We start from the raw sequence: 24,487 nt of genomic DNA on the forward strand, positions 1-24,487 counted from the left end.
CCCACGCGCACGGTCAGGGGCACGAGTGCACCGGCGGCGGCGGGCTACTTCAGCTCGGCGCTCGACAGGCCCAGCACCCGCCGGGCCACGATGAGCTGCTGGATCTGCTGGGTCCCCTCGAAGATGTCGAGGATCTTGGAGTCGCGGGCCCACTTCTCCAGGAGCTCGCCCTCGGTGTAGCCGACCGAGCCGCACAGCTCGACGCAGGACAGTGTGATGTCGGACCCGACCCGTCCGGCCTTGGCCTTGGCCATCGAGGCCTCCAGCGAGTTGGGCTGCCGGTTGTCGGCCATCCAGGCCGCCTGCAGCATCAGCAGCCGGGCGCCCTCCCAGTCGGCCTCCATCTGGAGGAACTTGGCGGCGGCCGCGGACTGGGTGATCGCCGGGCGGTCGTAGTCGACGACCACGCCCGCCTGCTCCAGCAGGTCGCGGGTCAGGTCGAGCGCCGCCTTCGCGCAGCCGACCGCCATCGAGGCCACCAGCGGCCGGGTGTTGTCGAAGGTCGCCATCGCCCCCGCGAAGCCCTGCTTCGGGTCGACCTCGGCCGAGCCGAGGAGGTTCTCCTTCGGCACCCGGCAGTCCTCGAAGATGATCGTTGCGGTGTCGGACGCCTTGATGCCGAGCTTGTGCTCGAGCCGGTCGACCCGCATCCCGGGCGTGCCCTTCGGGACCACGAACGACTTGATCGCCGCCCGGCCCAGCGACCGGTCCAGGGTCGCCCACACCACGATGTGGTCGGCCCGGTCGCCCGAGGTGACGTAGATCTTCTCGCCGTTGAGGACGTACTCGTCGCCGTCGAGGACGGCGGTCGTCGAGATGTTGGCGGAGTCCGAGCCGGTGCCGGGCTCGGTGATGGCCATCCCGGCCCACACGCCGGCGAAGCGCTCCTGCTGCTCGTCGTTCGCCACCGAGGCGATGGCCGAGTTGCCCAGGCCCTGGCGGGGCATCGACAGCAGCAGCCCGACGTCGCCCCAGCACATCTCGGCGATCGACATCACCGAGGCCAGGTTGGTGCCGTTCTTGACGCCGGTGTCGGCCGACGCGTCGGCGTCACGTCGTACCCCGGCTGCGCCCGCGCCCTCGCTCGCCCCGGACTCGGAGAGCCCGTCGATCATCGCGGCGAGCATGTCGAGCTCCTGGGGGTACTCGTGCTCGGCCTGGTCGTACTTGCGCGAGATCGGCCGCAGCATGTTCATCGCGACCTGGTGGGCCTGCCCGGTCAGCTGCCGGAACTTCTTCGGGTCGTCCAGATTGATCGCCATCAGACCAACACCACACCTTCCATGACTCCGACGGCCCGGAGGTCGCGGTACCACCGCTCCACCGGGTGCTCCTTGACGAAACCGTGGCCGCCGAGCAGCTGGACGCCGTCGAGGCCGATCTGCATGCCCTTGTCGGCGCACAGCCTGCGGGCCAGGGCGACGTCGCGCGCGACGTCCTTGCCGGCGGCGGCGCGAGCGGCCGCCTTGTAGGTGAGCAGGCGCATGGCCTGCAGCTCGATCGCGATGTTGGCGACCATGAACGCGACCGACTGGCGGTGCGCGACGGGCTCACCGAACGCCTGGCGCTCCTTGACGTACGGCGTCACGTAGTCGAGCACGGCCTGCCCGGTGCCGACGGCGAGCGCGCACCAGGCGAGCCGGGAGAGCCGCACGCACTCGGTGTACGTCGACCCGTCGTCCGCGCCCAGCAGGTGGGTCGCCGGGACGGTCACGTCGGCGAGCACCAGCCGGGTCATGCCGGCGGCGCGGACGCCCATGCCGGGGTCGGCCACGATCTCCAGACCCGGGGTGCTCGACTCGACCAGGACCAGCACGGGGCGACCGTCGAGCGAGGCGCCGACCACGAAGAGCTCGGCCTCGGCACCCCGGGCGACCGCCGACTTCACGCCGTTCAGCACCAGGCCCTCGGACGACCGGACGGCGGTGGTCGCCGGGCTGAGGACGTCGTACAGGACGGTCGGCTCGGAGAGCGCCAGCGCCGCGGCCGGGACCTCGCCCTCGGTGAACGCCGGCAGGTAGGTCTGCTGCTGCTCCTCGGTCCCCCAGAGCCCGAGCGCGGTCGCGACGGCGCCCGGGGCGAGCGACGCGACGGCCAGGCCGAGGTCGCCCTTCGCCAGCGCCTCGGCGACCAGCGTCCCGGCCACCGCGGACCGCTCCTCGGCGATGCCGCCGAGGGCCTCGGGAACGCCGAGGATCGGGAGCCCGATCTCCAGGCCCGCCTTCAGGACGGCCTCGGGGGCGGCGCAGGCCTCGTCCGCCTCGGCGGCCGCGGGCCGGACCACCTCGTCGGCGAGCTCGGTGACGACGTCGACGAGCATCTGCTCGTCCTCGGTCGGGGTCAGGTCGAAGACCCCGGTGCGCGGCGCGTCGGTGGGTCGGACGCCCGGAGCACCCAGCTTCCCGGCCCGGGCGAAGGTACGGCCGGCCGCCGAGACGGTCTTGAACCCGCTGCGCGTGGTGGTGAACACCGCCTGCTCGGCCTGCTTGCGCAACCCGATGCGGTCGAGGAGGTCGCTCTGGGCGAGCCGGCTCAGCGCGGCGACGGCGTACCCGATGGGGTCGCGGGTCTCCTGGGAGGACACCCCGTGCTTCCCGCCGGGTCGGAGGTTCTGGAGGAGGGACATGGAGAAACTGTAACTCCGAGTTACACATCGGGCTACAGACACGCCCCGTGGATCGGGTCACAGGACGAGCGGTCGGTCCTCTAGGGTTCTCGCCGTGTCCGAGCACCCCGAGCCCCCCGAGAACGCGCCGTACGGCCCCCTCCCCACGGGGGGCACCGTCCGCCCGATGACCCGCTGGGGCACGCCGGTCATGCACCGGCCCCAAGAGCTCGTCACGTCGTACGACGACGAGCTGCACTCGCTGGTGGCCGACATGGTCGCGACGATGTACGCCGCGGACGGCGTCGGGCTGGCGGCCTGCCAGATCGGGGTCGACCGGGCGGTGTTCGTCTTCGACTGCCCCGATGCGTCGGGTGACCGCACGGTCGGGGTGGTCTGCAACCCCGAGCTCACGCTGCCCGAGGGCAAGGACCGGCAGCTCGACGTCGCGGAGGAGGGCTGCCTGTCGTTCCCCGGCGCGTTCGTCGACTGCGCCCGGCCCGACCACGCCAGCGTCACCGGCACCGGCCTCGACGGTGCGCCGGTGGCGTTCGCCGGCGACGGCCTGCTGGCGCGCTGCCTCCAGCACGAGACCGACCACACCGTCGGCACGGTCTTCGGCGACCGGGTCCCGACCAAGCAGCGCAAGAAGCTGCAGAAGATCCACGACAAGGCCGCCGAGGAGTTCCCTCCCGAATGGCCGACGTGAGCGGGCGGGCGGTCCGGATCGTCCAGCTCTCCCCCGACGTCCTCCAGGCCCTCGCCGACGGCGACCTGGCCACCGCCGACGCCCTCGCTCCGGTGCCCCTCACCGCCTGGCTGGCCTCGGAGGATCGCGTCGGGACCTGGCGGATGCGGGCGCGACAGGCGCTCGAGACGCCCGAGGACCTGCCGTGGGTCACCGGCGTCGTCCGCGACGAGCAGGCCGGGCTCACGGTCGGCGCGGGCGGCTTCCACGCCGCCCCCGACGAGCGCGGGATGGTCGAGGCCGGGTACGGCGTCGACCCGGCGTACCGGCGGCGCGGCTACGCCCGGGCCGTCCTGGAGCTGCTGATCGACCGGGCCCGCACCGAGCCGGACGTGAGCGTCCTGCGGCTCACCATCTCGCCCGAGAACGAGCCGTCGCTCGCGCTGGCCCGGCAGTACCCGTTCGTCGAGGTCGGCGAGCAGTGGGACGAGGAGGACGGGCTCGAGACGATCTACGAGCTCCAGGTCTGAGCGCCGCTCACCTCGTCCGTTTGGCCTTCTTCACCGTCATCGAGGTCGTCGCGCTCGAGGCCGTGGTGGTCGTGGAACCGCCGTACGTCGCGGTCAGCCGGAGGGTCCCCGCCTTGACCTTCGGGAGCCTGAACGTCGCCCTGCCGCCGCGCAGCGGCAGGGTCGCCCGCTTCGCGCCGTAGCGCAGGACCACCGATCCGGCGACGGGCGCTGTGCCGCGCAGGACTCGGATGGTGACCGTCGGCCGGGCCCCGGCCCTGACGGTCCGCGGCGCGGTGAGCGTCGTGCGCGACGCGATCCGCGGGGCCACGACCGTGACCGTGCGGGCCGCTGACGTCGAGCCGGCCTGGTCCGGTCCGGTCGGGACGAAGATGGCTCGGTAGGCGTGGACCCCGGGCGCGACACCGCTCAGCACGAGCGACGCCCGGCCGGACACGACGGAGGCCGTGCCCACGACCCGGCCCGCCTCCTCGAACCGGACCGTGCCGGTCGACTCCTCCCCACCGACGGCGGACACGCTCGACGTGAGGGTGACCGTCGTGGCGCGGACCGAGGCCGCCAGCGCGCTGCTCGTCGACGTCGGCAGCACCGTGTGGGTCTGGACCGCCGAGGACGAGCCCGCGTGGAGGGCCGGATCGGCCGGAAGGTACTCCGCCCGGAAGACGTGCTCGCCCGCCCCGACGACCCGCGACGTCGACGCCGCGCCACCGACCAGGGGGACGACCTGGAGCACCGTCGCCCCGTCGAGGAACTGCACCGACCCCGCCGGGGTGCCGGACCCGCTGCCGACCGTGCCGGTCAGGGTCACCGTGCGGCCGGCGACCAACACCTCGAGCGTCGTCGTCGTCGCGACCGGGTCCACCGGTGGCTCGTCGACGGTCCGGGTCGTCGGGGCCGACTCCGAGGGCGCCCAGGTGTCGTCGAGCGGTCGGTAGACGGCGACCAGGTCGTAGCCGCCCGGTGGCAGGGTGAAGCCGGCCAGGGCCGCTCCGTCGTGCAGCACGACCGAGCTCACCGCCGGGCCGGAGGCGGGACCGGCGTACAGGTCCACCGTGCCCGTCGGGACGCCGTCTGCGCTGGTCACCGCGGCCGACCAGGTCACCTGGGAGCCCTCGACGCCGACGGCCGTGAGGGTCGTGGTCGTCGGGCTCGCGCTGACGGACAGCGGGTACGTCGCGGAGACGGAGGACGCGAAGTCCTCCGGGTCGGCGGGGTGGAACTCGACCTCGTACGTATGCGCACCGGTGGTGACAGCCTCGACCACGAGGGTCGCCGCGCCGCCACTGACGGGACGCTCGCCGAGCATCACCCCGCCGTCCCAGAACCGGGCGCGGCCCGCGGGGACCCCGGCCTCCGAGGTGGCCGTCGCCACGAGCGTCACCGCCCGTGCGCTGCGCTGGACGCTCAGCGCGGTCGTCGTGGGCACCGCCGGCAGCTCGACCGTGGTCGAGCCGGTGGAGCCGGCGTATGCCGTGGCGTCGGACGGGACGAAGGTCGCGGTGAAGGTCCGCGGTCCAGCACCCACGCCCGTCACGACGTACGACGCCGACCCCGCGGTGACCGGCACACTGGCGAGCTCGGTCGTGCCCGCACGGAAGACGACCGCGCCGGCGGGCGGGCCGGGCGCCGCGGTGACCTGGGCGGTCAGGGTGACCGTGCGGCCCGTCACCGTGGAGCTGACCCCGGTGGTGGTCTCGGCCGGAGGGGTCGGCCCGGACCAGGTGAGGGTGAAGGCGCCGGTGCCGGCCGGGATCCCGGGATAGCCGTCCACCGCGATCGCGTAGGTCGTGCCCGCCGTGGCACCGAAGGACACCCGGGACAGGTAGTCGGCCGCGCTGACGTCGTCGTTGCCGGCGACCAGGTCCAGCGCCGGCAGCGTGCTGCCGGTGTAGACCGCCAGGGTGGTGTCGCGGTCGGCGATCGCGGACGAGGTGCTCAGGGTCACCGGTCCCGTCGCGGCGGCGGTCCATGAGTACCAGACCGAGGCGGCCCCGGCTCCCGCGAAGGCGGACGGCGGAGACGGTTCCCCGGCCTCCGCGGTGGCCGCTGTGTTGTCGTCGCTCACCGAGCCGGAGGGCGCGGCCAGGACCGTCCGCGCGGTGAAGGCGTCGTTGGCCGGGGGGCCGGGGACCACGACGGTCGTCTCGGCGGCCGGCCCCGAGCCCTCGGAGTTCCGGGCGGCCACGCCCAGGGTGTAGCTGCCCGCCTCGAGGCCGGTGAGGTTCACGCCGGTCGTCGCCGCGGGCACCGATCCCACCTCGGTGCGGTCGACGTACAGGTCGTAGGCCGCCAGGGGCAGCCCGCCGTCGGACGCCGGCGCGGTCCACCGCCACTGCACCCCTTCGACGGGGCGGCTCCATCGCGCCGTCACCGCCTGCGGGACCGAGGGACGCGCCGCGAGGGTGCTCGCCGAGACCGCGGTACCCACCCCGGGTCCGCTGGCGTTCACCGCCGCCACCGAGAAGAGGTACGACGTCGCGCTGCTCAGCCCGATCCAGGTGTACGACGTCGTGCCGGATCCGAGGTCGACGACCTGGTCGCTCCCGGACCGGGTCAGCCGGTAGCCGGTGATCGCGGAGCTGCCGGTGTCCGCGGGAGCGGTCCAGTCGAGGGTCACCGTGGTGGTCGTCGTCGACGTCGCGGTCGGACCGCCGGGCGCTCCGGGCGCACCGGCGGCGACGCCACCGTCGCACCCGCCGATCAGGTCCACGGTGTAGGCCCCCAGCGACCCGTAGTCGTCGTACCCGTCGGACCAGGTGCCGCGCCCCACCCCGTCGACCGACACGAAGTACTCCCCGGGCGGCACGCCGGCGGTGATCGTCGCGTCCAGGCCCGAGGCGGTTCGGGCGTCCACCGTCGCCGAGGGCGGGTCGGCCGAGGCCACCACGGTCCCGGAGCCGTCCAGCAGGGTCAGCCCGATGTCCAGGTCGGCGCCCCCGGCGAGGAGTGGCGCAGCCGCGACCGTCACCGAGCCCGTGCAGGTCCCGAGGCGGTAGGTGTCGACGTCGGTCCGGCTCGAGACGTACGACGTGCCGCCCGGGACCGTCGGCGCGCCGGAGGTGGTCGAGGGGGCCTCGTCGGTCCGCAGGCCGAGGATCCCGCCGATGATCGCGACGTCGTCCTCCTGGTTGTTGGCGGAGGCGTAGTCGCCCTTGCTCCACTGGCTGATCGGCCGGTAGTAGCCGAGGCCCATGATCGGCGCCCAGGACCCGTGCCCGGCGTCGTAGCCCTCCGTCGCGTTGCCGTCGTGGGTGAGCCCGAGCTGGTGACCGACCTCGTGGGCGAGGGCCTCGGCGACGCTCTTCGGGTCGTCGCCGGTGCCCTGCGGGAAGACCCAGGCCGGCTGGGTGTAGCCGTAGCCGTTCCCGCCCGGCCCGTAGGCCTTGTCGAAGACGTCGAGGAAGGCGACACCGCCGCACTTCGAGTCGCAGATCGTCACGAACGCGTTGCTGGGCGAGACGAGCGCGTGTGCGCCGTAGACCGGGTCCGCCGCCGACGATCGCAGGATGGCGGCGGCGCCGGGGTCCTGGGTGGTGACGTCGACGTCGAACGGCGCGTAGTCCTCGGCGACGCGCGCCCAGAGCTCCTGCACGATCGCGAGCTCGGGGTCGGAGAAGGCCGCACCGTCACCGGCCGGGTCCCAGGCCGGATGGGTCGTCGGGGTCGTGGGGTACTGCGCGTGCCACTCGGTCCCGCTGACCGTCGCCCCGTCCACGTCGATGAAGATCGTGTGCTGTGAGCCGGGCTTGCTGTGCAACGCGAAGGTCTGCGCCAGCGGGTACGACGCCGCCTGCGCCGGGGTGGGCGGTGCCGCCCGCTCGGCGACCACCGGCTCCTTGAAGTGCAGCAGTCCCCCGCTGGTCAGCCAGGCCGTGTCGTCGGTGCGCAGCACCTCGCGCAGCTGCGCGGTCGAGACGCCGTTCAGGTCGGCGGCCTCGTCCACCTGGTCGCCGAGGAGGCGCAGCGCCGTACGTCCCTTGACCGGGCGGGGCAGGTCGACCGGGTCGACGTGCAGGGTCGGGGTCGGGTCCACTGTCTGATCGAGCGTCCTCGGGATCGCCGCGTCCGCGGCGGCCAGCGGTAGGAGTGTCGACAGTCCGAGCACCGCGGCCACCAGAGCCGTACCTGCGCGCCTCATCCGTGTCCCCCTCGTGGCCGGCACCCGCGCAGAGCATCGGCCACCCGGACCCGGAACCGCAGGGAAAGTCGCGAACGCGTCAGCGCCGGGCTGTGACGTAGCAGGCCACGGCACTCGCGGCGGCCACGTTGAGCGAGTCGATGCCCTCGCGCATCGGGATGATCGCCCGCCGGTCCGCGGACCGCTCCCAGCGCGGCGAGAGCCCGTGACCCTCGGAGCCCAGCACGAGGGCGACCTTGTCGAGTCCGGCGACCGCTTCGTCGATCGCGACGGCGTCCTCGGCGAGGGTGAGCGCGACGGTCGTGAAGCCGGCGGCGGACAGGTCCGGCAGGGCGTCGTACCAGTCGGGGAGGCGGGTCCAGGGCATGGTGAACACGGCGCCCATCGCGACCTTGATCGCCCGGCGGTAGAACGGGTCGGCGCAGCGCGGGGCCAGCAGCACGGCGTCGAAGCCGAGGGCGGCGCCGCTGCGGAAGACGGCGCCGACGTTGGTGTGGTCGATGAGCTCCTCGAGGACCAGGACCGACCGGGCACCGGCGAGCACCTCGGCCACGCTCGGCAGCGCTCGGCGCTCCAGCGACGCCAACGCGCCTCGATGCACGTGGAAGCCGGTGATCTCCTCGGCCAGCGCCTCGGACAGCACGTAGCAGGGGGCGTCGGTGGTGGCGAGGACGTCGGCCAGCCCGTCGAGCCAGCGGGGGGCCATCAGGAACGACCGCGGGGTGAATCCGCCCTCGACGGCCCGTCGTACGACCTTCTCGCCCTCGGCGAGGAAGAGTCCGTGCTCGGCCTCGAGGTGCTTGCGCAGCTCGACGTCGCGCAGGTCGCGGTAGTCGGCCAGCCGCGGGTCGGCGGGGTCGGTGATCTCGACGACGGTCGCCATCAGGGTCTCGATACGCCGGTTCGTCCCTCACCGGCTACTCGACCACCGGAAGATGGCGCGCCGGTTCGTCCCTCACCGGCTACTCGACCACCGGAAGATGGCGCGCCGGCCACTCGACCACCGAAAGCCGCGGGGTGGGCCACGGCCACCACGTCGCCGACCACGATGATCGCGGGCGGCTTGACCTGCTCCTCGGCGAGCCGGGCCTCGAGCGTGCCCAGGGTCGCGAGGACCGTCCGCTCCCCCGGCATGGTGCCGTCGCAGACCACTCCCACCGGGGTGTCGGCGGACCGCCCGCCGGCGAGCAGCGCCTCGGCGATCCGGGGGGCGTTCTCGACCGCCATCATCAGCACCAGGGTCCCGCCCAGCTGGGCGACGGCCGGCCAGTTGGTCAGCGAGTCGGGGTGCCCGGGCGGGATGTGCCCGGAGATGACGGTGAACTCGTGGGCGACCCCGCGGTGGGTCACCGGGATCCCGGCGGCGGCGGGGACGGCGACCGGGCTGGTGAGTCCCGGGATCACGGTCACCGGCACGCCCGCCTCGCGGCAGGCCAGGATCTCCTCGTAGCCGCGGCCGAAGACGAAGTTGTCGCCGCCCTTGAACCGGACCACCCGCTTGCCGGCGAGCGCGCGCTCGACGATCACGCGGTTGATCTCCTCCTGCATCGCACTGCGCCCGCGCGGGAGCTTGGCCACGTCGACCAGCTCGACGTCCGGACCGAGGTCACCGAGCAGCTCGCGCGGCGCGAGCCGGTCGGCCACCACGACGTCGGCGTCCATCAGCGCCTTGCGGCCGGCGATGCTGATCAGCTCGGGGTCGCCCGGGCCCCCGCCGACCAGCACGACGCCCGCCGTACGCTCGCGTTGCTTGGGCGCAGCGATGGTGCCCTCGCGCATCTCCTCGAGGATCTCGTCGCGGATCCGGGCCGAGCGCTGCGGCTCGCGGTTGCACAGGACGGCCACGGTGACCCCGTCGTGGCGGCCGGTGGCCGGAGTCCAAGCGGTGGCCTTGGTCCCGTCGTCGGCGCGCACGCAGAACACCCGGCGCACCTCGGCCGCCGCGCTCACCTGCTCGTTCACGGCGGTGTCGTCCGTGGCGGCGATGCAGTACCAGGTCTCGTCGAGGTCGGCGTCCTCGAAGCCCCGCTCGTGCCAGGTCACCTCGCCCGAGCCCACCAGCCCCTCGATGGCCGGCGTCACCTCCGGCGACACGAGGTGCACATCGGCACCGACGGCGATCAGCTGCGGCACTCGCCGCTGGGCCACGTGCCCGCCTCCGACCACGACGACGCGTCGGTCGGCGAGTCGGAGCCCGGAGGGGTACGTCGGGAAGTCGTCCACCGGCCCATCATCCCGTGTGCCCCTCCCGGACCCTGGGCACGGGTTCGGTGGCCGGACTACGTTCGGACGAGACCCTCGACTGCGATAGGAGACCGATGACCTCCCTGGACCGCCCCGTCACCCCGAACCCCTACGACCTGCTGCCCGCCGTACCGTCGTTCACGGTGACCAGTGACGACGTCACCGACGGTCAGCCGTTGAAGGACGACCAGGTCAACTCGGCCGGCGACACCTCGCCGCAGCTGTCCTGGTCCGGTGCGCCGGAGGGCACCAAGAGTTTCACCGTCACCTGCTTCGACCCGGACGCACCGACCCCGAGCGGCTTCTGGCATTGGGTCCTGGTCGACCTGCCGGCCGACGTCACGTCGCTCCCGGCGGGTGCCGGCGCCGAGGGCGCCGCGTTGCCGGGCGGCGCCTTCATGGTCCGCAACGACGGCGGGACGCAGGCGTTCATGGGTGCCGCTCCCCCGCCGGGCGACCAGGTGCACCGCTACTTCTTCGTCGTGCACGCCGTCACCGAGGAGACCCTCGGCGTCGACGCGTCCGCGAGCCCCGCGGTCGTCTCCTTCAACCTGGCCTTCAAGACGGCCGGCCGCGCCATCCTCCACGGCACCTACGCCCACTGATCCGCACGCCTGTGGATGACTCCGCCGAGTCGGCGCACATGTGCGCCGACTCGGCGCGTCTTTCCGCAGGTCAGCGGCCGGAGGCGTTCCTCAGGAGCTGCTCGAACGGGGTCGGCTCCGAGAACTCGTCCTCGACCGTACGGCGAACCCGGGCCGCGCCAGGGCTCTGCACCTTGCCGGCCAGCGCGGCGAGCTCGCCCGCGGCCTGCTCGATCCGCTGCTGCAGACCGGTGTCGCCGAAGTCGTCGGTGGCCGCGAAGACCCCCGTCGGCACCACGATCGCCCGCAGATAGGCGAACAGCGGCCGCAGGGCGTGGTCGAGCACCAGCGAGTGCCGCGCCGTGCCGGCCGTCGCGGCGACCAGCACCGGCTTGGCCTCGAGGGTGCCGGCCTCGAGCACGTCGAAGAACGTCTTGAACAGCCCGGAGTACGACGCCGAGAACACCGGCGTGACCACGACCAGTCCGTCGGCCTCGCGGACCGCCGCGATGGCGGCCGCGAGGGCCGGAGCGGGGAAGCCGGTCAGCAGGTGGTCGGTGAGCTCGTGGGCCAGGTCGCGCAGCTCCACCTGGGTGAGCTCGACCTCCTCGAGCGCCTCGGTCGTCGCGGCGGCCAGCCGGTCGGCCAGCAGCCGCGTCGAGGACGGGTTGCTGAGGCCGGCCGAGACGACCACGATTCGCGTCGTCATGCGGACACCTCTTCAGCAAGCTCCTCGGCCCGGTGTCCGGTGACGTCGTCGACCGCGTGCACGGTCGTGTCGTGCGGGCCGCCGGCCTTGGCGACCAGCGAGGCGTGGGTGGGCGCCTCGGGGGCGTTCGGGCTGCGGCCCTCGGCGAAGCCCTTCCGCATCTCCGGCAGGATCTCGCCCAGCAGGTCGAGCTGCTCCAGCACCGTCTTCAGCGGCAGGCCCGCGTGGTCGACGAGGAACAGCTGGCGTTGGTAGTCACCGACGTACTCCCGGAAGGAGAGGGTGCGCTCGAGCACCTGCTGCGGCGAGCCGACGGTCAGCGGGGTGGCTTCGGTGAAGTCCTCCAGCGACGGGCCGTGGCCGTAGACCGGGGCGTTATCGAAGTAGGGGCGGAACTCCTTGACCGCGGCCTGGCTGTCCTTGCGCATGAAGAACTGCCCGCCGAGGCCGACGATCGCCTGCTCCGCCGTCCCGTGCCCGTAGTGCTCGAACCGGCGCCGGTAGAGGTCGACCATCTGCTTGGTGTGGCCGGCCGGCCAGAAGATGTGGTTGTGGAAGAAGCCGTCGCCGTAGTAGGCCGCCTGCTCGGCGATCTCGGGGCTGCGGATCGAGCCGTGCCACACGAACGGCGCGACGCCGTCGAGCGGGCGCGGCGTGCTCGTGTAGCCCTGGAGCGGCGTCCGGAACTTGCCCTCCCAGTTCACGACGTCCTCGTTCCAGAGGCGCCTCAGCAGGGCGTAGTTCTCGATCGCCAGGTTCAGGCCCTGTCGGATGTCCTTGCCGAACCACGGGTAGACCGGGCCGGTGTTGCCGCGGCCCATCATCAGGTCGACACGACCGTCGGTGAGGTGCTGGATCTTGGCGTAGTCCTCCGCGATCAGCACCGGGTCGGTGGTGGTGATCAGGGTGGTCGCGGTCGAGAGGATGATCCGCTCGGTCTTGGCGCCGATGTAGGCCAGGGTCGCCGTGGGATTCGACGAGATGAACGGCGGGTTGTGGTGCTCGCCCGTGGCGAAGACGTCCAGACCCACCTCTTCGGCGTGCTTGGCGATCTCGACCGTGGCCTTGATCCGCTCGTGCTCGCTGGGCGTCCGGCCCGTGGTGGGGTCGGGCGTCACGTCGCCGACGCTGAAGATGCCGATCTGCATGACTGCCTCCGCTGCTGGGGTCCGGATGCCAACCCTAGTGGTTGAATCTCGAACTATCGAGTTGAACTGCGCCCGGCACGTCAGTATTCCGTCGCCCCCGAGGTCGTCCAGCACTAGCCTGGGGCCAGTGACCCTGTACGCCGCGATCGCCTCCCGGGCGTTCCGCCGCTACAGCACCTACCGCGCCGCGACCCTGGCCGGCATCTTCACGAACTCGGTCTTCGGCGTGATCTACAGCTACGCCGACGGGTCGAAGGCCCACGCCAGTGGCTCTCCTTCCCGTCCGACGCGAGCGCCGCGCCGATCGTCGCGGCCGTCGCGTCGTCGTACGACGTGGCCGACCTGTCGATCCAGGAACCCGACATCGAGGACGTCATCCGGGACCTGTACGCCGGGCGCTGAGCACTGCCGGCGCCCTACCCTTCCGGAATGGGCTACCGGGGATACGGCGCGCGGGTGCGGGACGAGTCCCTGCCGCGCTCCCACCGCCTGTCCGCCCTCGGGTCCTGTCTCCAGCACTCCCAGGCCATGGACTATCCCGCGACTTGGACCTACCTCGAGCGGCGTCTCGGCCGCGCCCGACGCGACTCCGGCTTCCCGATCCTCGAGGCGCTGGCCGCGGTCGACGACGAGCGGCGACTCCGGGCCGTCGCGGAGGCGGAGTACGCCGTGCGGAGGCGGGCGCAGAAGGCGACGCCCCGGCGCCAGCTCCGTCTCACCGAGGTGACGCCGTCCTCGCCGCGACGGTGGTTCGGTGACGAGGTCCGCGCAGCACGGCACGTCCTGGCCACCCGGCCGACCGGGCACGCGAGCCTCGTCACCGGCGTCGACCCGGCGGCGGATGCCGCCGCGGTCAACCTGCTCACGGCGGGCCCGCCCACGGATCCGACCCGGCTCGCGGCGCTCCAGGCGCTGCTGGCCCGCGCGCGGCATCACCGGGAGCTACCGACACTGCTCGTGCTGGAGCAGGTGCACCTGGCGACGTACGGCGGGCTCCCCATGGGCGCCGACTGGGGCTTCACGTCCTCGGGCGTGCTCTGAGCCGGGCCCCGGGCGGACGGCGACCCTCGCGCCGGGAGGCACCGGGTCTCGACACGGCCGCTGCGCGACCTGCTCGGCCACCGGCGACCCCACCGGTGCCGCGGCCTCGACCGGCGGTGGGCGACGACGTCGCAGACCGCCGCTCAGGTCCACCGCCGCGAGGCCGAAGGTGAGGCAGGCGTCCGAGCGCGCCGGAGAGGACCACGGATGCCAACGCACGTCCGCCTGCCCGCGTGGGCGACCCGATGCGGGTTCCTCGCGGCGTACGTCGTGATGGCGTTCGCGGGACGGGCCACGATCATCGACGAGCAGGCACTGAGCCTGGTCTGGCCGGCGGCGGGGATCGCGGTGCTGTGGTTCCTGCGCCCCCGGCAGCAGCGGGAGTGGGTGCTGGACGTCGCCCTCCTCGCGCTGGCGACCCTCGCGGTGAACCGGCTCACCGGGGCGACGCCCGCCCTGGCGCTGATCGCCGTCGTCGCCAACGTCGGGCAGGCGGCCGTGGCGGCTCACGTCCTGCGCCGTCGTAAGCCGGAGCTGTGGGGCGTCGGCGGTCGTACGACGTTCTCGACGACGGTCGGTCTGAGCGCCTTGCTGACCGCGGCGCTCGCCGGCTCCCTGGCGGGGACGAGCGCGGGCTCGCTCGGGCTGGCGCTGTTCACCGATCTGGCCGGCTGGCAGAGCTCGCTGCTGTGGTGGGGTCGCAACCTCACCGGCATCCTGGCGGTCACCTGCGTGGTCCACCTGGTCGCGCACCGGCTGCGGTTCGGTCCGGAGCTGACGACCGCGGCGAGCGTGCGGACCTGGAGCCGGGTGCCCGAGCTCGCGATGCTGGTCGTGCTGTCGCTGGCCGGCTACCTGAGCGCGTTCCTCCAGCACGGCATGCCGATCGCGTTCCCGCTGCTCGGCCTGAGCGCCTGGGTGGGCCTGCGCTTCTCTCCCGTCGTCGCCGTCGCCCACTCCATCGGCTGCGGCACCGTGGCGGTCACCCTCACGCTGCACGGCTCCGGCCCGTTCACGGCGGTCGGCAACCTCGAGGTCGAGGCCGCGCTGACCCAGCTCTTCGTCGCCGCCGTCGTCGTGGTCGCGCTCTCGCTGGCCACCATCCGGCAGGAGCGCGAGGTCGCGCTGGCCCGGCTGCGGTGGACCGAGAACGTCTCGACGGCCCGCGCCGAGCTGTGGCGAGCGGTCGCCGAATCGACGGCCGAGGGGCTCGTGGTGGTCTCCGCCGACGGCAGCATCGCGACGGCGAACGACGCCGCCCGCGCCCTGATGTCCCGCTCCCGGACGGGTCCGGTGAGCCGGGTCCAGGACCTCGACCTGCTCGACCTCGACGGGCACCGCCTCGACGCCCGCCATCACCCGCTGTTGAGCGCCGGCGCGGACGAGAGGGTCGGCGCCCACGACCTCGTCGTCGTCAACGCCGACCACACCGCCCGGTTCCTGTCGGCCACGGCGACCGGGCTGGCCAACATCGCGCCGTACGGCGAGGGCCCCGGCGCGGTCCTCCTGCTCCGCGACGTGAGCGAGGAGCGCGAGCGCCGCGACCAGCTCGCCGACTTCGCGAGCGTCGTCGCCCACGACCTGCGCAATCCACTGACCGCGCTCCGCGGCTGGCTCGACATCGGTCGCGACCTCGCCGGCGACGACCCGGTCGACCCGCCGGAGCTCCAGCTGGCCCTGGGCCGGGCGCTCGAGGCCTCGGTCCGGATGGGCGCGCTCATCGACGACCTGCTGGCCGACGCCCGCAGCGAGGGCCAGCAGATCGAGCCCGAGGTGCTCGACCTGCTCCCGCTGGTCCGCGACGCCGCCGCGCTGCACGGCATCGCCGACGAGGTCGTCGCCGCCCACGTGCCGGCCGTGCTCGCCGATCCCGCCCTGGTCCGCCAGCTCCTCCACAACCTCGTCGGCAACGCCGTCAAGTACGTCGAGCCGGGCGTGGTCCCGCGCATCGTGGTCGCCGGGCACGCCGAGGACGGCCACGTCGTGGTCGACATCTCCGACAACGGCATCGGAGTGCCGCCCGACCAGCGCGAGGCGATCTTCGACAAGTTCCACCGTGCTCACGCTCAACGCGCCGAGTTCTCCGGCACCGGCCTGGGTCTGAGCATCTGCCGCACCATCGTCGCCCGCCACGGCGGGACGATCGCCGTCCTCGACGGCCCGGGCGGCGCGGGGTCGACGTTCCGGATCACGCTGCCGGCGGCCCCGGCCGACGTCCCCGCCGCGATCACCGCCGAGGTCACCGCCGAGGTACGACGCCTGCGGGTCTCGGCCTGACCGACCACCGATGACTCCGGCCCCCGGGCCGGGTCAGCACGCCATGACCACCTTCGTGCTGCTCCACGGCTCCGGCGACGGCGGCTGGGCCTGGCACCTGGTTCAGCCAGAGCTCTGGGATCTCGGGCACGACGCGGTCGCGCCGGACCTGCCGACCGACCGGGCGGACGCGACCTGGGCCGACGTGGCGACCGCGGCTGCCCACGCCGCGGTCGGTGCGGAGGACGTCGTGGTCGTCGGTCACTCGGCGGGCGGGTTCGCTGCTCCCCTGGCGGCCGGGCGCCTCGACGCCCGCCTGGTCGTCCACCTGGCCGGCCTGGTGCCGCAGCCGGGCGAGAGTGCCGCGGACTGGTTCGACCACGTCGGGTGGACGGCGGTCACGGACGACGGACCGTTGGCCACCTACTACCACGACGTCAACCCGGCCCTCGCCGCCGAGGCGATCGCCCACGAGCGCCCGACGAGCGAGCGTCTCAGCACCGAGCCGTGGCCCGGCCCTCCGTGGCCGCCCGAGCGGACCCGGTACGTCGTCACCGCCCACACCGGTTCCTGGCGCCCGACCTCCAGCGCCGGGTCGCCGCCGAGCGCCTCGGGATCACCGACCCCGCCGAGCTCTCCGCCGGCCACTGCGCACCCCTCAGCCGACCGGCCGCGCTCGCCGCGCTGCTCGTCGGTCTAGCAGCGTCCTGATCCCCGTCGAGGCCTGCTGTTCGCTCAGGCGTCGGTGGTGAGGGTCCGGCCGAGGACCAGCACGGCCCGGTCGTCGTCGCCGCGATCGACCTGGCGGACGATGCGCCGGGCCGCCCCGTCGAGGCCGCTGGCCATCGCCTTGCGGGCGACCCCGCGCAGCCAGTCGATCCCGGTGTCGAGGTCGGCGTGCCGCGACTCCACCACGCCGTCGGTGTAGAACAGGAGCGCGTCGCCCGGGCCGAGCAGTCCGGCGCTCAGGTGCAGCTCCGGGTCGGGTGCGATGCCGAGGGCGGTGCCGCGAGCGTTGTCGACCGACCACTCGCGGTCCCCGGCGTCCCAGCGCAACGCGGGCGGGTGACCCGCGCTGAAGATGCCGTACTCCCCCGTCGGCAGGTCCACGAGGACGTGCACCGCGGTGGCGAAGGTCTCGTCGGAGTGCTGGCGCAGCAGGAAGTCGTTGGCGGCCGCGAGCAGCTCGCGCGGCGGCAGCGCACCGATCAGACCGCCCAGGGCGCCGGCGAACTGCAGCGCCCGCGGGCTCGCCTTCACCCCGCTGCCGATCACGTCGACCAGCACCATCTCGAGGCGACGACCGTCAGGAGAGAGCTCGGCGACCAGGAAGTCGCCGGCGTACCCGACGCCGTGGGCCGTGCGCATCGCCGACTGCGAGAGCCAGCCGGCGGGCAGCTCGGGCACCGTGGCCTGGGCCTGCTGGAGGTCGCGGAGGTCGGCGAGCATCGCCTCTCCGAGCGCGGCCGGGAGGCCGGAGCGCTGTCGACTCGACTGGAACAGGATGATCGCCACCGAGACGGCCAGCGAGACGAGGGCCGAGACCCGGGCGCCGTTGAGCGACGTCTCGCTGACCAGCAGAGCGGCGACCGCCGCCGCGCTCGCCGTGAGCGTCAGCACCACCAGCGGCCGGAAGCGCAGCAGCACCATCCCGAGCAGGAGCCAGACGAAGTACGTGGTGAGCGGCATGATCTCGTAGTCGGCCACCGAGACGACGAACGAGACCGCCACGCCGACCAGGAGCGCGGCGAGCACCAGGAGCTGGCTCTGCTGGGAGCCCGAGCGCCAGCCCAGGACCCGCTCCTGGGCATACCTCGAGACCCGGTCGGTGAACGTCCCCCGCTGGCCTCGCACGCGAGCAGACTATTCCGTTGCCCACCGACGTCACGGATCGACGGCGTGCTCCGCCGTTCACTGGAGCGACTCCAGTCCCCGTGTGCCGTTCGGTACGCCGGGTAACGGTCGGAGACCCCGCAGAACCGCGACCAGGAGGCGACCATGACCGACGTACCCCAGCCCACCGACGGCTCCGCCGCCGCGACCGCCCCGACGTCCGAGGCTGCCCTCGGCTCCACGACCGACAACGGGGCGCCGGCGCCCAGCGACCGGAACTCGCTGACCCTCGGCCCGGACGGCCCGCTGCTCCTCCACGACGTCCACTTCGTCAACCAGATGGCCCACTTCAACCGCGAGCGGGTCCCGGAGCGCAACGTGCACGCCAAGGGCTCGGGGGCCTTCGGGGCCTTCGAGACGACCGAGGACGTGTCGGCGTACACGAAGGCCGCGCTGTTCCAGCCGGGTGCCTCGACCGAGATGCTGGCGCGGTTCTCGACCGTCGCCGGCGAGCAGGGCTCCCCCGACACCTGGCGCGACCCGCGCGGCTTCGCGCTGAAGTTCTACACCGACGAGGGCAACTACGACCTGGTCGGCAACAACACCCCGGTCTTCTTCGTCCGCGACACGATGAAGTTCCCCCACTTCATCCGCTCCCAGAAGCGCCGCGGCGGTTCGGGGCTGCGCGACAACAACATGCAGTGGGACTTCTGGAGCCTCAACCCGGAGTCGGCCCACCAGGTCACCTACCTGATGGGCGATCGCGGCATCCCGCGGACCTACCGGCACATGAACGGCTACGGCTCCCACACCTACCTGTGGATCAACGCCGCCGGCGAGAAGCACTGGGTCAAGTACCACTTCCACAGCGACCAGGGCGTCGAGTCCCTGACCGACGAGCAGGCCACCAAGATCGCCGGTGAGGACGCCGACTTCCACCGCCGTGACCTCTACGAGGCGATCGCCCGCGAGGAGTTCCCCTCGTGGACGCTCTCGGTCCAGCTGATGCCGTACGCCGACGCCCGGACCTACCGGATCAACCCGTTCGACCTGACCAAGGTCTGGCCGCACGCCGACTACCCGCTGGTCAAGGTCGGCACGATGACCCTGAACCGCAACCCCGAGAACTTCTTCGCCCAGATCGAGCAGGCCGCCTTCGAGCCGTCGGCCCTGGTCCCGGGGATCGGGTTCTCGCCCGACAAGATGCTGCTCGGCCGGGCGTTCGCCTACTCCGACACCCACCGCTACCGGATCGGGCCGAACTATCTCCAGCTCCCGGTCAACCGCCCCCGCACTGCGGTGAACACCTACACGCAGGACGGCCCGATGGCCTACGAGCACCGGGCCGACGACCCGGTCTACGCCCCCAACTCGTTCGGCCGCGGCTACGCCGACCAGGTGGGTGAGGTCGAGGACGGCTGGGAGACCGACGGCGCCATGGTCCGGCAGGCCTACACCCTGCGCGCGGACGACGACGACTTCTCCCAGGCCGGTGCCCTGGTCCGCGAGGTGTGGGGCGACGAGCAGCGCGAGCTGTTCGTGAAGACCGTCGCCGGCCACCTGCTCGGCGGGGTCGAGGGCGAGGTCCTCGAGCGCGCCTTCGACTACTGGCGCCGCGTCGACGCGGACTGCGCGAAGCGGATCGAGGAGCTGGTCCGCGCCGACGCCGACCTCGGTGGGCCGGGCGGTCAGGATGACGTCGCGAAGGAGGACGCCGAGGGCGCCTTCCGGGAGTCCGACACGCACGCCGGCTGAGGCCGGCTTCGCGTCGTACGGGGTCTTGAGACGGGACTTCGTCCCTCCTCAGCCACCGGCAGCGGGGCGGTGCGGCAAGGTCACCCGGAAGGTGCTACCGACACCGACCTCGCTGTCCAGCGACACCGTCCCGCCGTGGGCGGCGACGATCGAGCTGACGATGTTCAGCCCGAGGCCGGTGCCCGGGATGTGCTGGTCGAGGGCGTGGCCGCCTCGGAAGAACCGGGTGAAGACCCGCTCGACGTCGTCGGGCGGGATGCCGATGCCGGTGTCGGTGACGGACAGCTCGACAGTCTCGCCGAGGTCGCGCAGCGCGATCGTGGCCGCACCGCCCTCGGGGCTGTACTTCACGGCGTTCGAGACCAGGTTGTCGAGCACCTGGCGGATCCGCTGCTCGTCGACGACCGTGACCAGCCGGTCGGGCAGCAGCACCGCGAGATCGACCTGGGCCTTGTCGGCGTCCGGCCGGGCCGCCAGGACACACTCGCGCACGACCGCGCTCAGATCGACGGACCGGGCCTGCAGGCGCAGGCCGTGCTCGCCGACCTGGGCCACCAGCAGGAGGTCGGTGACCAGGGCGGCGAGCCGGCTGGCGTTGCGCTGCACGACCCGCAGCTGCGAGGCCACGCCCGGCGGGAGCTCCTCGTCGGCCAGCATCTCGAGGTGGCCGAGGACCGAGGTCAGCGGGGTGCGCAGCTCGTGGGACACCGACGACACGAACTCGTCCTGGACCTGCATCGCCCGCATCAGCTCGGTGATCTCCTGGTAGGCCAGGGCCGCCCCCAGCCGCTCGCCGCCCGGCCCCCGCACCTGCCGGGCCGAGGTCGAGAACGCCGCCCGGGTCAGCGGGTCCGAGCCCACCCAGTAGGTGTAGCCGTCGAACTCCTCCCCCTGGGCCGCGCGGTACGACGGCATCTCGTCGCGGGTCATCAGGGTCTGGCCGTCCGGGTGGTAGACGTGCCCGAGCTGGCCGGCCGCCCCGTCGTGGCCGTCGGGGAACGGCAGCCGCATGGTCTCCTCGTGCCGCCGGTTCATCCGCTCGTAGCGGCCCTCGGCGTCGATCAGCAGCAGGCCCACGGTGACCGTCTCGAAGATCGCCTCGAGCGCGTTGCGCTCCTTCTCCAGGGCCGCGTTGGCGGCCTGGAGTCGTTGCTCGTACTCCTGCTGCTCGCTCACGTCGAGGATCTGCGAGATGAAGTAGAGGGGCTCGCCGACGGGGTCGCGCACGACGGCGACCGACAGGTCGCCCCAGACGACGTGGCCGTCGGCGTGCAGGTAGCGCTTGCGCACCCGGTAGTCGTCGATCACGCCCGCGAGCGACTGGCGGAAGAGCTCCAGGTCGGCGTCCAGGTCCTCGGGGTGGGTCAGCTGCTGGAAGTCGCGCTGGGTGAGCGACTCGACGTCGTACCCGAGCATCTCGGACAGCGCCCGGTTGACCAGGAGCAGGCTGCCGTCGAGGTCGACCAGGGCCATCCCGACCGGGGAGTACTCGAGCGTCAGCCGCCACAGAGCGGAGTTGTCAGGTCCGTCCACCCCGCACCCCCTCGCTCGCTCGGTAGGGAGAACGGTAGGCGACGTCGATCCGTCAGCCCGCCAGCGGCGCCCGCAGGGTGACCCGGACGTCGTGCCGGTCGCCCCCGACATCCACCTGGTAGCCCCCGGCCGCCAGCTCGTCGGCCGTGACCGGGCCGTCGTGGCGCAGCAGCGCGAGGCCCACGCAGGCACCCACGGTCTCGCCCCAGGCCGCACTGGTCACCTGCCCGACCGGCGCGCCGTCGCGCAGCAGCAGCTCGCCGCCCCACAGCATCGGCTCCGGGTCGGCCAGCGCGATCGACACCACCCGGCGCCGGGCTCCCCCGCGGGCCAGCTCGGCCCGATGCGCCTCCAGCGCCGCCCGTCCGAGGAACGGCTTGTGGCCGGCCAGCGCGGTGGCGAAGACCAGGCCGGCCTCGACCGGCGTGAGCACCGGGGTCAGCTCGCGCCCGAAGGCGCGGTAGCCCTTCTCCAGGCGCAGCGACTCGATCGCCGAGTAGCCCGCGTCCACCAGCCCGTACGACGAGCCGGCAGCCGCGATCGCGTCGTACACGCCGGGCGCCTCGGTGACCGGGACCATCAGCTCCCAGCCCAGCTCGCCGACGTAGGTCATCCGGGTCGCGCGGACGGTCGAGCCGGCGATCTGGACCTCGCGGCTGGTGGCGAACGGGAAGCCCTCCTCCGACAGGTCGGCGGGGGTCAGGCCCGCGAGCAGCTCGCGCGAGCGCGGGCCCATCAGTCCGAGCACGGCGTACGCCTCGGTGACGTCGGTGCCCCGGACGCCGACGCCGGCCGCCGCGCTCTGCCGCCGGATCCAGTCCAGGTCGCGGACCGTGGTCGCCGAGCTGGACACCAGCAGGAAGTCCTCCGGGCCCGTCCGGGTGACGGTCAGGTCGGCCTCGTAGCCGCCGCGGGCGTTGAGGAACGGCGTGTAGACGCAGCCGCCGACCGCGACGTCGACGTCGGCCGCGCACAGCCACTGCAGCGCGGCGAGGGCCTGCGGGCCGGCGACGACGTACTTGGAGAACGAGGTCTGGTCGAAGATCGCGACGGCCTCCCGACAGGCCCGCTGCTCGGCGGCCGAGGCGGCCAGCCAGTCCGGCCGGCCCCAGGTGTGGTCGAGCTCGGCGGGGCCGAGGACGAGCGGCCGCTCCCAGCCCATCCGGGTGCCGAACACGGCGCCCTTCGCGGCCAGCCGCTCGTGCAGCGGCGAGACCCGCTGCGGACGGCCCGACTCGAGCTCGCGGTGCGGCCACGGGATGGCGTAGTGCAGGCCGAGCACCTCGGCGACCCGCGAGCGCAGCCAGGCGTTGTCACCGTGGAACGGCGCGAAGCGTCGTACGTCGACGCCGACCAGGTCGTCCTGCGGCTCCCCCGCCACGATCCACTCGGCAAGAGCGCGCCCCGCCCCACCGGCTGATGCGATGCCGACCGAGTTGAACCCGGCCCCAACGAAGAAGCCGTCCAGCTCGGGCGCCTCGCCGAGCAGGAACTGGTTGTCGGGCGTGAACGACTCGGGCCCGTTGTAGAACTTGCGGATGCCGGTGTGCTCGAGCGCCGGGATCCGCAGCAGCGCCTCGTCCATCAGGACCGAGAAGTGGTCCCAGTCCTCCTCGAGGAGCTGGAACTCGAACGGGTACGGCAGGTCGTCGGGCGAGCGCCAGGGCTTGGCCTCGGGCTCGAAGCCGCCCACGACCAGGCCGCCGACCTCCTCCTTGAAGTAGGTCCAGCCGTCCGGGTCGCGCATGATCGGCAGGTCCGGGTGCGCGCCCTCGATCGCCTCGGTGACGACGTAGAAGTGCTCGGCGGAGTGCAGCGGGACGGTCACGCCGACCAGGTCGCCGAGCGCCTTGGCCCACTGACCGGCGCAGTTGACGACCACCTCGGCCTCGACGTCGCCCTCGTCGGTCCGCACCCCGGTGACGCGTCGCCCGGCCGGGGTCTCGGTCACGTCGAAGCCGGTGACCCGGACCCTCTCGACGATCCGCGCGCCGCGCTGGCGGGCTCCCTTCGCGAGCGACTGGGTCAGGTCGGTCGGGTTGACCTTGCCGTCGCCCGGTAGCCACAGCGCGCCCCGCAGGTCGTCGACCCGCATCGGCGCCCACAGCTCCTGCGCCCGCTCCGGGCTCACCAGCTCGCAGGGCAGGTCGTAGGCCGCCGCGTTGGCCGCCGTACGGCGCAGCTGCACCATCCGGTCCTCGGTGCGCGCGACGATGACGCCTCCGACGTTGCGGTAGCCGGTGGCCAGCCCGGTCTCGGCCTCCAGCGAGTCGTAGAGCTCGGCGGAGTACTGCACCAGGCGGGTGCCGCTCTCGGAGGCTCGCAGCGGGCCGACCAGGCCGGCCGCGTGCCAGGTGGTCCCACCCGAGAGTCGGCCCTGCTCCAGCAGCACCACGTCGGTCCAGCCGAGCCGGGTCAGGTGGTAGGCGACCGACGTGCCGATCACGCCCCCGCCCACGATCACGACCCGGGCGCGCGACGGGAGGTCAGCCACCGGTGGCCACCGTCTCGAGCAGCCGGGGCAGCCCCGGCGAGCGGAACCGCGCGACCGCCTTCTCGTACCGTTCCAGGCCCCAGCCGAAGAAGTCGAAGTCGACCGGACTCGCCGTCGCCTGGATGAAGCCCCACAGCGCCCAGCCGTACTCGCTGCACAGGGCCTGGACCTGCACCCGGGCGAGGTCGGCGGGCGTCGGGTCGCCGAAGTAGGCCTCCGTCCAGGCCTCCACCTGCTCGGGTGTGAAGTCGCACTCGGTGCTGGTGTTGCCGAGCTCGAAGCAGGCGTCGTTGGTGCCCGAGTACTCGTAGTCGATCAGCCGCACGTTGTCCCCGTCGTCCACGTAGTTCGCTGCCAGCAGGTCGTTGTTGCAGGGCACCCCCGGACGCGGCGCGGCCGCCAGCGCCCGTCGTACGTCGTCCCACGCGACCGCGTGGTCGTCGTACGACGCGGGGAGGCGGAAGCCGTGGTCGCGCACCGTCGCACGGTACGACGCCTGCCGCGCGAACATGTCGAACCGGCCCGTGAAGGCGGGCCCGGCGTGCAGCCGTCGGCAGGCGTCCGCGGACCGCTGCAGGACCCCCGGGTCCGCGAAGTCCGCGTCCTCCAGGGTGCGTCCCTCCAGGAAGCCGATCACCAGCATCCCGAGGTCGGGCCGGTACTCGACGACCGGCGCTCCCACCCCGGCCGCCGCGGCGGCCACCGTGTTCGCGTGCTCGGCGTCGCGGTCGATGCCCAGCAGTCCCGGGTCGCCCTGGGAGCAGCGGACCACCAGGTCCAGCGGCGGTCCGTCGTCGGTGGTGGTGACCCGGACGTTGCGGTTGGTCAGCCCGCCGGGCAGGTCGGCCATGACCCAGGACCGCCCCGCCAGGCAGGCGAGGCGGTCCAGGTCGGCCCCGGCGACCGGGCCGGTCGTTCCCGTCACGATC

General features: G+C 73.1%; 18 protein-coding genes. 7 read left to right on the plus strand and 11 right to left on the minus strand.

What is annotated here, in order from left to right; translation table 11 throughout:
• Nucleotides 1–44: 44 nt before the first annotated feature.
• Entirely contained in the window at nt 45–1,262 is a 1,218-nt protein-coding gene (locus tag V7S47_RS18320) for an acyl-CoA dehydrogenase family protein (RefSeq protein WP_090856365.1), read from the minus strand.
• Entirely contained in the window at nt 1,262–2,626 is a 1,365-nt protein-coding gene (locus tag V7S47_RS18325) for an acyl-CoA dehydrogenase family protein (protein ID WP_336562915.1), read from the minus strand. Before V7S47_RS18325 ends, V7S47_RS18320 begins: the two co-directional genes overlap by 1 nt.
• Nucleotides 2,627–2,792: 166 nt before the next feature.
• Between V7S47_RS18325 and def the strand changes: the two genes are divergently transcribed.
• Together def and V7S47_RS18335 are read left to right on the plus strand one after the other, a co-directional pair.
• Nucleotides 2,793–3,314 carry a peptide deformylase gene (def, locus tag V7S47_RS18330; protein WP_336562982.1) on the plus strand — a complete coding sequence of 174 codons (522 nt, stop codon included), beginning with the start codon at nt 2,793–2,795 and terminating at the stop codon, nt 3,312–3,314.
• On the plus strand, nt 3,302–3,823 hold the full coding sequence (locus tag V7S47_RS18335) for a GNAT family N-acetyltransferase (protein WP_336562917.1): 522 nt from the start codon (nt 3,302–3,304) through the stop codon (nt 3,821–3,823). Before def ends, V7S47_RS18335 begins: the two co-directional genes overlap by 13 nt.
• Nucleotides 3,824–3,830: 7 nt before the next feature.
• Here V7S47_RS18335 and V7S47_RS18340 read toward each other — a convergent pair whose 3' ends face one another.
• The 3 genes from V7S47_RS18340 to cobA all read right to left on the minus strand — a co-directional run bounded on the left by V7S47_RS18340 (nt 3,831) and on the right by cobA (nt 10,184).
• A complete protein-coding gene (locus V7S47_RS18340; RefSeq protein ID WP_336562919.1) occupies nt 3,831–7,856 on the minus strand; it encodes an Ig-like domain repeat protein in 4,026 nt (1,341 codons plus the stop codon).
• 184 nt (nt 7,857–8,040) lie between these two features.
• The gene (locus tag V7S47_RS18345; protein WP_336562920.1) at nt 8,041–8,844 is read right to left on the minus strand and encodes a TrmH family RNA methyltransferase; all 804 of its coding nucleotides are present in this window, start codon (nt 8,842–8,844) and stop codon (nt 8,041–8,043) included.
• Entirely contained in the window at nt 8,844–10,184 is a 1,341-nt protein-coding gene (gene cobA / locus V7S47_RS18350) for a uroporphyrinogen-III C-methyltransferase (protein WP_336562921.1), read from the minus strand. Before cobA ends, V7S47_RS18345 begins: the two co-directional genes overlap by 1 nt.
• 95 nt (nt 10,185–10,279) lie before the next feature.
• On the opposite strand from cobA, the gene V7S47_RS18355 reads away from it, so the two are divergent.
• A complete protein-coding gene (locus tag V7S47_RS18355) occupies nt 10,280–10,810 on the plus strand; it encodes a YbhB/YbcL family Raf kinase inhibitor-like protein (RefSeq protein ID WP_336562922.1) in 531 nt (176 codons plus the stop codon).
• A 70-nt stretch (nt 10,811–10,880) separates the two neighbouring features.
• On the opposite strand, the gene V7S47_RS18360 is transcribed toward V7S47_RS18355, so the two are convergent.
• Both V7S47_RS18360 and V7S47_RS18365 read right to left on the minus strand, forming a co-directional pair.
• Nucleotides 10,881–11,498 (minus strand): CE1759 family FMN reductase, encoded by a 618-nt coding sequence (locus tag V7S47_RS18360; protein WP_336562923.1) that lies wholly within the window; start codon nt 11,496–11,498, stop codon nt 10,881–10,883.
• The gene (locus tag V7S47_RS18365) at nt 11,495–12,646 is read right to left on the minus strand and encodes an LLM class flavin-dependent oxidoreductase (RefSeq protein WP_336562924.1); all 1,152 of its coding nucleotides are present in this window, start codon (nt 12,644–12,646) and stop codon (nt 11,495–11,497) included. Before V7S47_RS18365 ends, V7S47_RS18360 begins: the two co-directional genes overlap by 4 nt.
• A 429-nt stretch (nt 12,647–13,075) precedes the next feature.
• Between V7S47_RS18365 and V7S47_RS18370 the strand changes: the two genes are divergently transcribed.
• The 3 genes from V7S47_RS18370 to V7S47_RS18380 all read left to right on the plus strand — a co-directional run bounded on the left by V7S47_RS18370 (nt 13,076) and on the right by V7S47_RS18380 (nt 16,643).
• Nucleotides 13,076–13,687 carry a hypothetical protein gene (locus tag V7S47_RS18370; protein ID WP_336562925.1) on the plus strand — a complete coding sequence of 204 codons (612 nt, stop codon included), beginning with the start codon at nt 13,076–13,078 and terminating at the stop codon, nt 13,685–13,687.
• A 207-nt stretch (nt 13,688–13,894) separates the two neighbouring features.
• Entirely contained in the window at nt 13,895–15,964 is a 2,070-nt protein-coding gene (locus tag V7S47_RS18375; protein ID WP_336562926.1) for a sensor histidine kinase, read from the plus strand.
• A gap of 43 nt (nt 15,965–16,007) precedes the next feature.
• Nucleotides 16,008–16,643, plus strand: coding sequence for an alpha/beta fold hydrolase (locus V7S47_RS18380; protein ID WP_336562927.1), 636 nt, complete (start codon nt 16,008–16,010; stop codon nt 16,641–16,643).
• A 35-nt stretch (nt 16,644–16,678) separates the two neighbouring features.
• Here V7S47_RS18380 and V7S47_RS18385 read toward each other — a convergent pair whose 3' ends face one another.
• Nucleotides 16,679–17,797: a PP2C family protein-serine/threonine phosphatase gene (locus V7S47_RS18385; protein ID WP_336562929.1), complete on the minus strand. Its 1,119-nt coding sequence runs from the start codon at nt 17,795–17,797 to the stop codon at nt 16,679–16,681.
• A 144-nt stretch (nt 17,798–17,941) separates the two neighbouring features.
• Between V7S47_RS18385 and V7S47_RS18390 the strand changes: the two genes are divergently transcribed.
• Nucleotides 17,942–19,531, plus strand: a complete 1,590-nt coding sequence (locus tag V7S47_RS18390) for a catalase (protein WP_442945362.1) — start codon at nt 17,942–17,944, stop codon at nt 19,529–19,531.
• Between the two features lie 48 nt (nt 19,532–19,579).
• Here the strand turns inward: V7S47_RS18390 and V7S47_RS18395 are convergent, their stop codons facing one another.
• From V7S47_RS18395 to V7S47_RS18405, 3 genes are read right to left on the minus strand one after another with little or no spacing between them, the layout of a single operon-like run.
• Nucleotides 19,580–21,064: a PAS domain-containing sensor histidine kinase gene (locus tag V7S47_RS18395; RefSeq protein WP_336562931.1), complete on the minus strand. Its 1,485-nt coding sequence runs from the start codon at nt 21,062–21,064 to the stop codon at nt 19,580–19,582.
• Between the two features lie 52 nt (nt 21,065–21,116).
• Nucleotides 21,117–23,558, minus strand: coding sequence for a GcvT family protein (locus V7S47_RS18400; protein ID WP_336562932.1), 2,442 nt, complete (start codon nt 23,556–23,558; stop codon nt 21,117–21,119).
• The gene (locus V7S47_RS18405) at nt 23,551–24,483 is read right to left on the minus strand and encodes an LPS biosynthesis choline kinase (RefSeq protein ID WP_336562934.1); all 933 of its coding nucleotides are present in this window, start codon (nt 24,481–24,483) and stop codon (nt 23,551–23,553) included. Before V7S47_RS18405 ends, V7S47_RS18400 begins: the two co-directional genes overlap by 8 nt.
• Between the last annotated feature and the right edge of the window lie 4 nt (nt 24,484–24,487).

Origin of the sequence: Nocardioides sp. CCNWLW216 (genome assembly GCF_037120545.1) — a bacterium.
In the GTDB taxonomy this organism is placed as follows: Bacteria; Actinomycetota; Actinomycetes; order Propionibacteriales; family Nocardioidaceae; genus Nocardioides; species Nocardioides lianchengensis.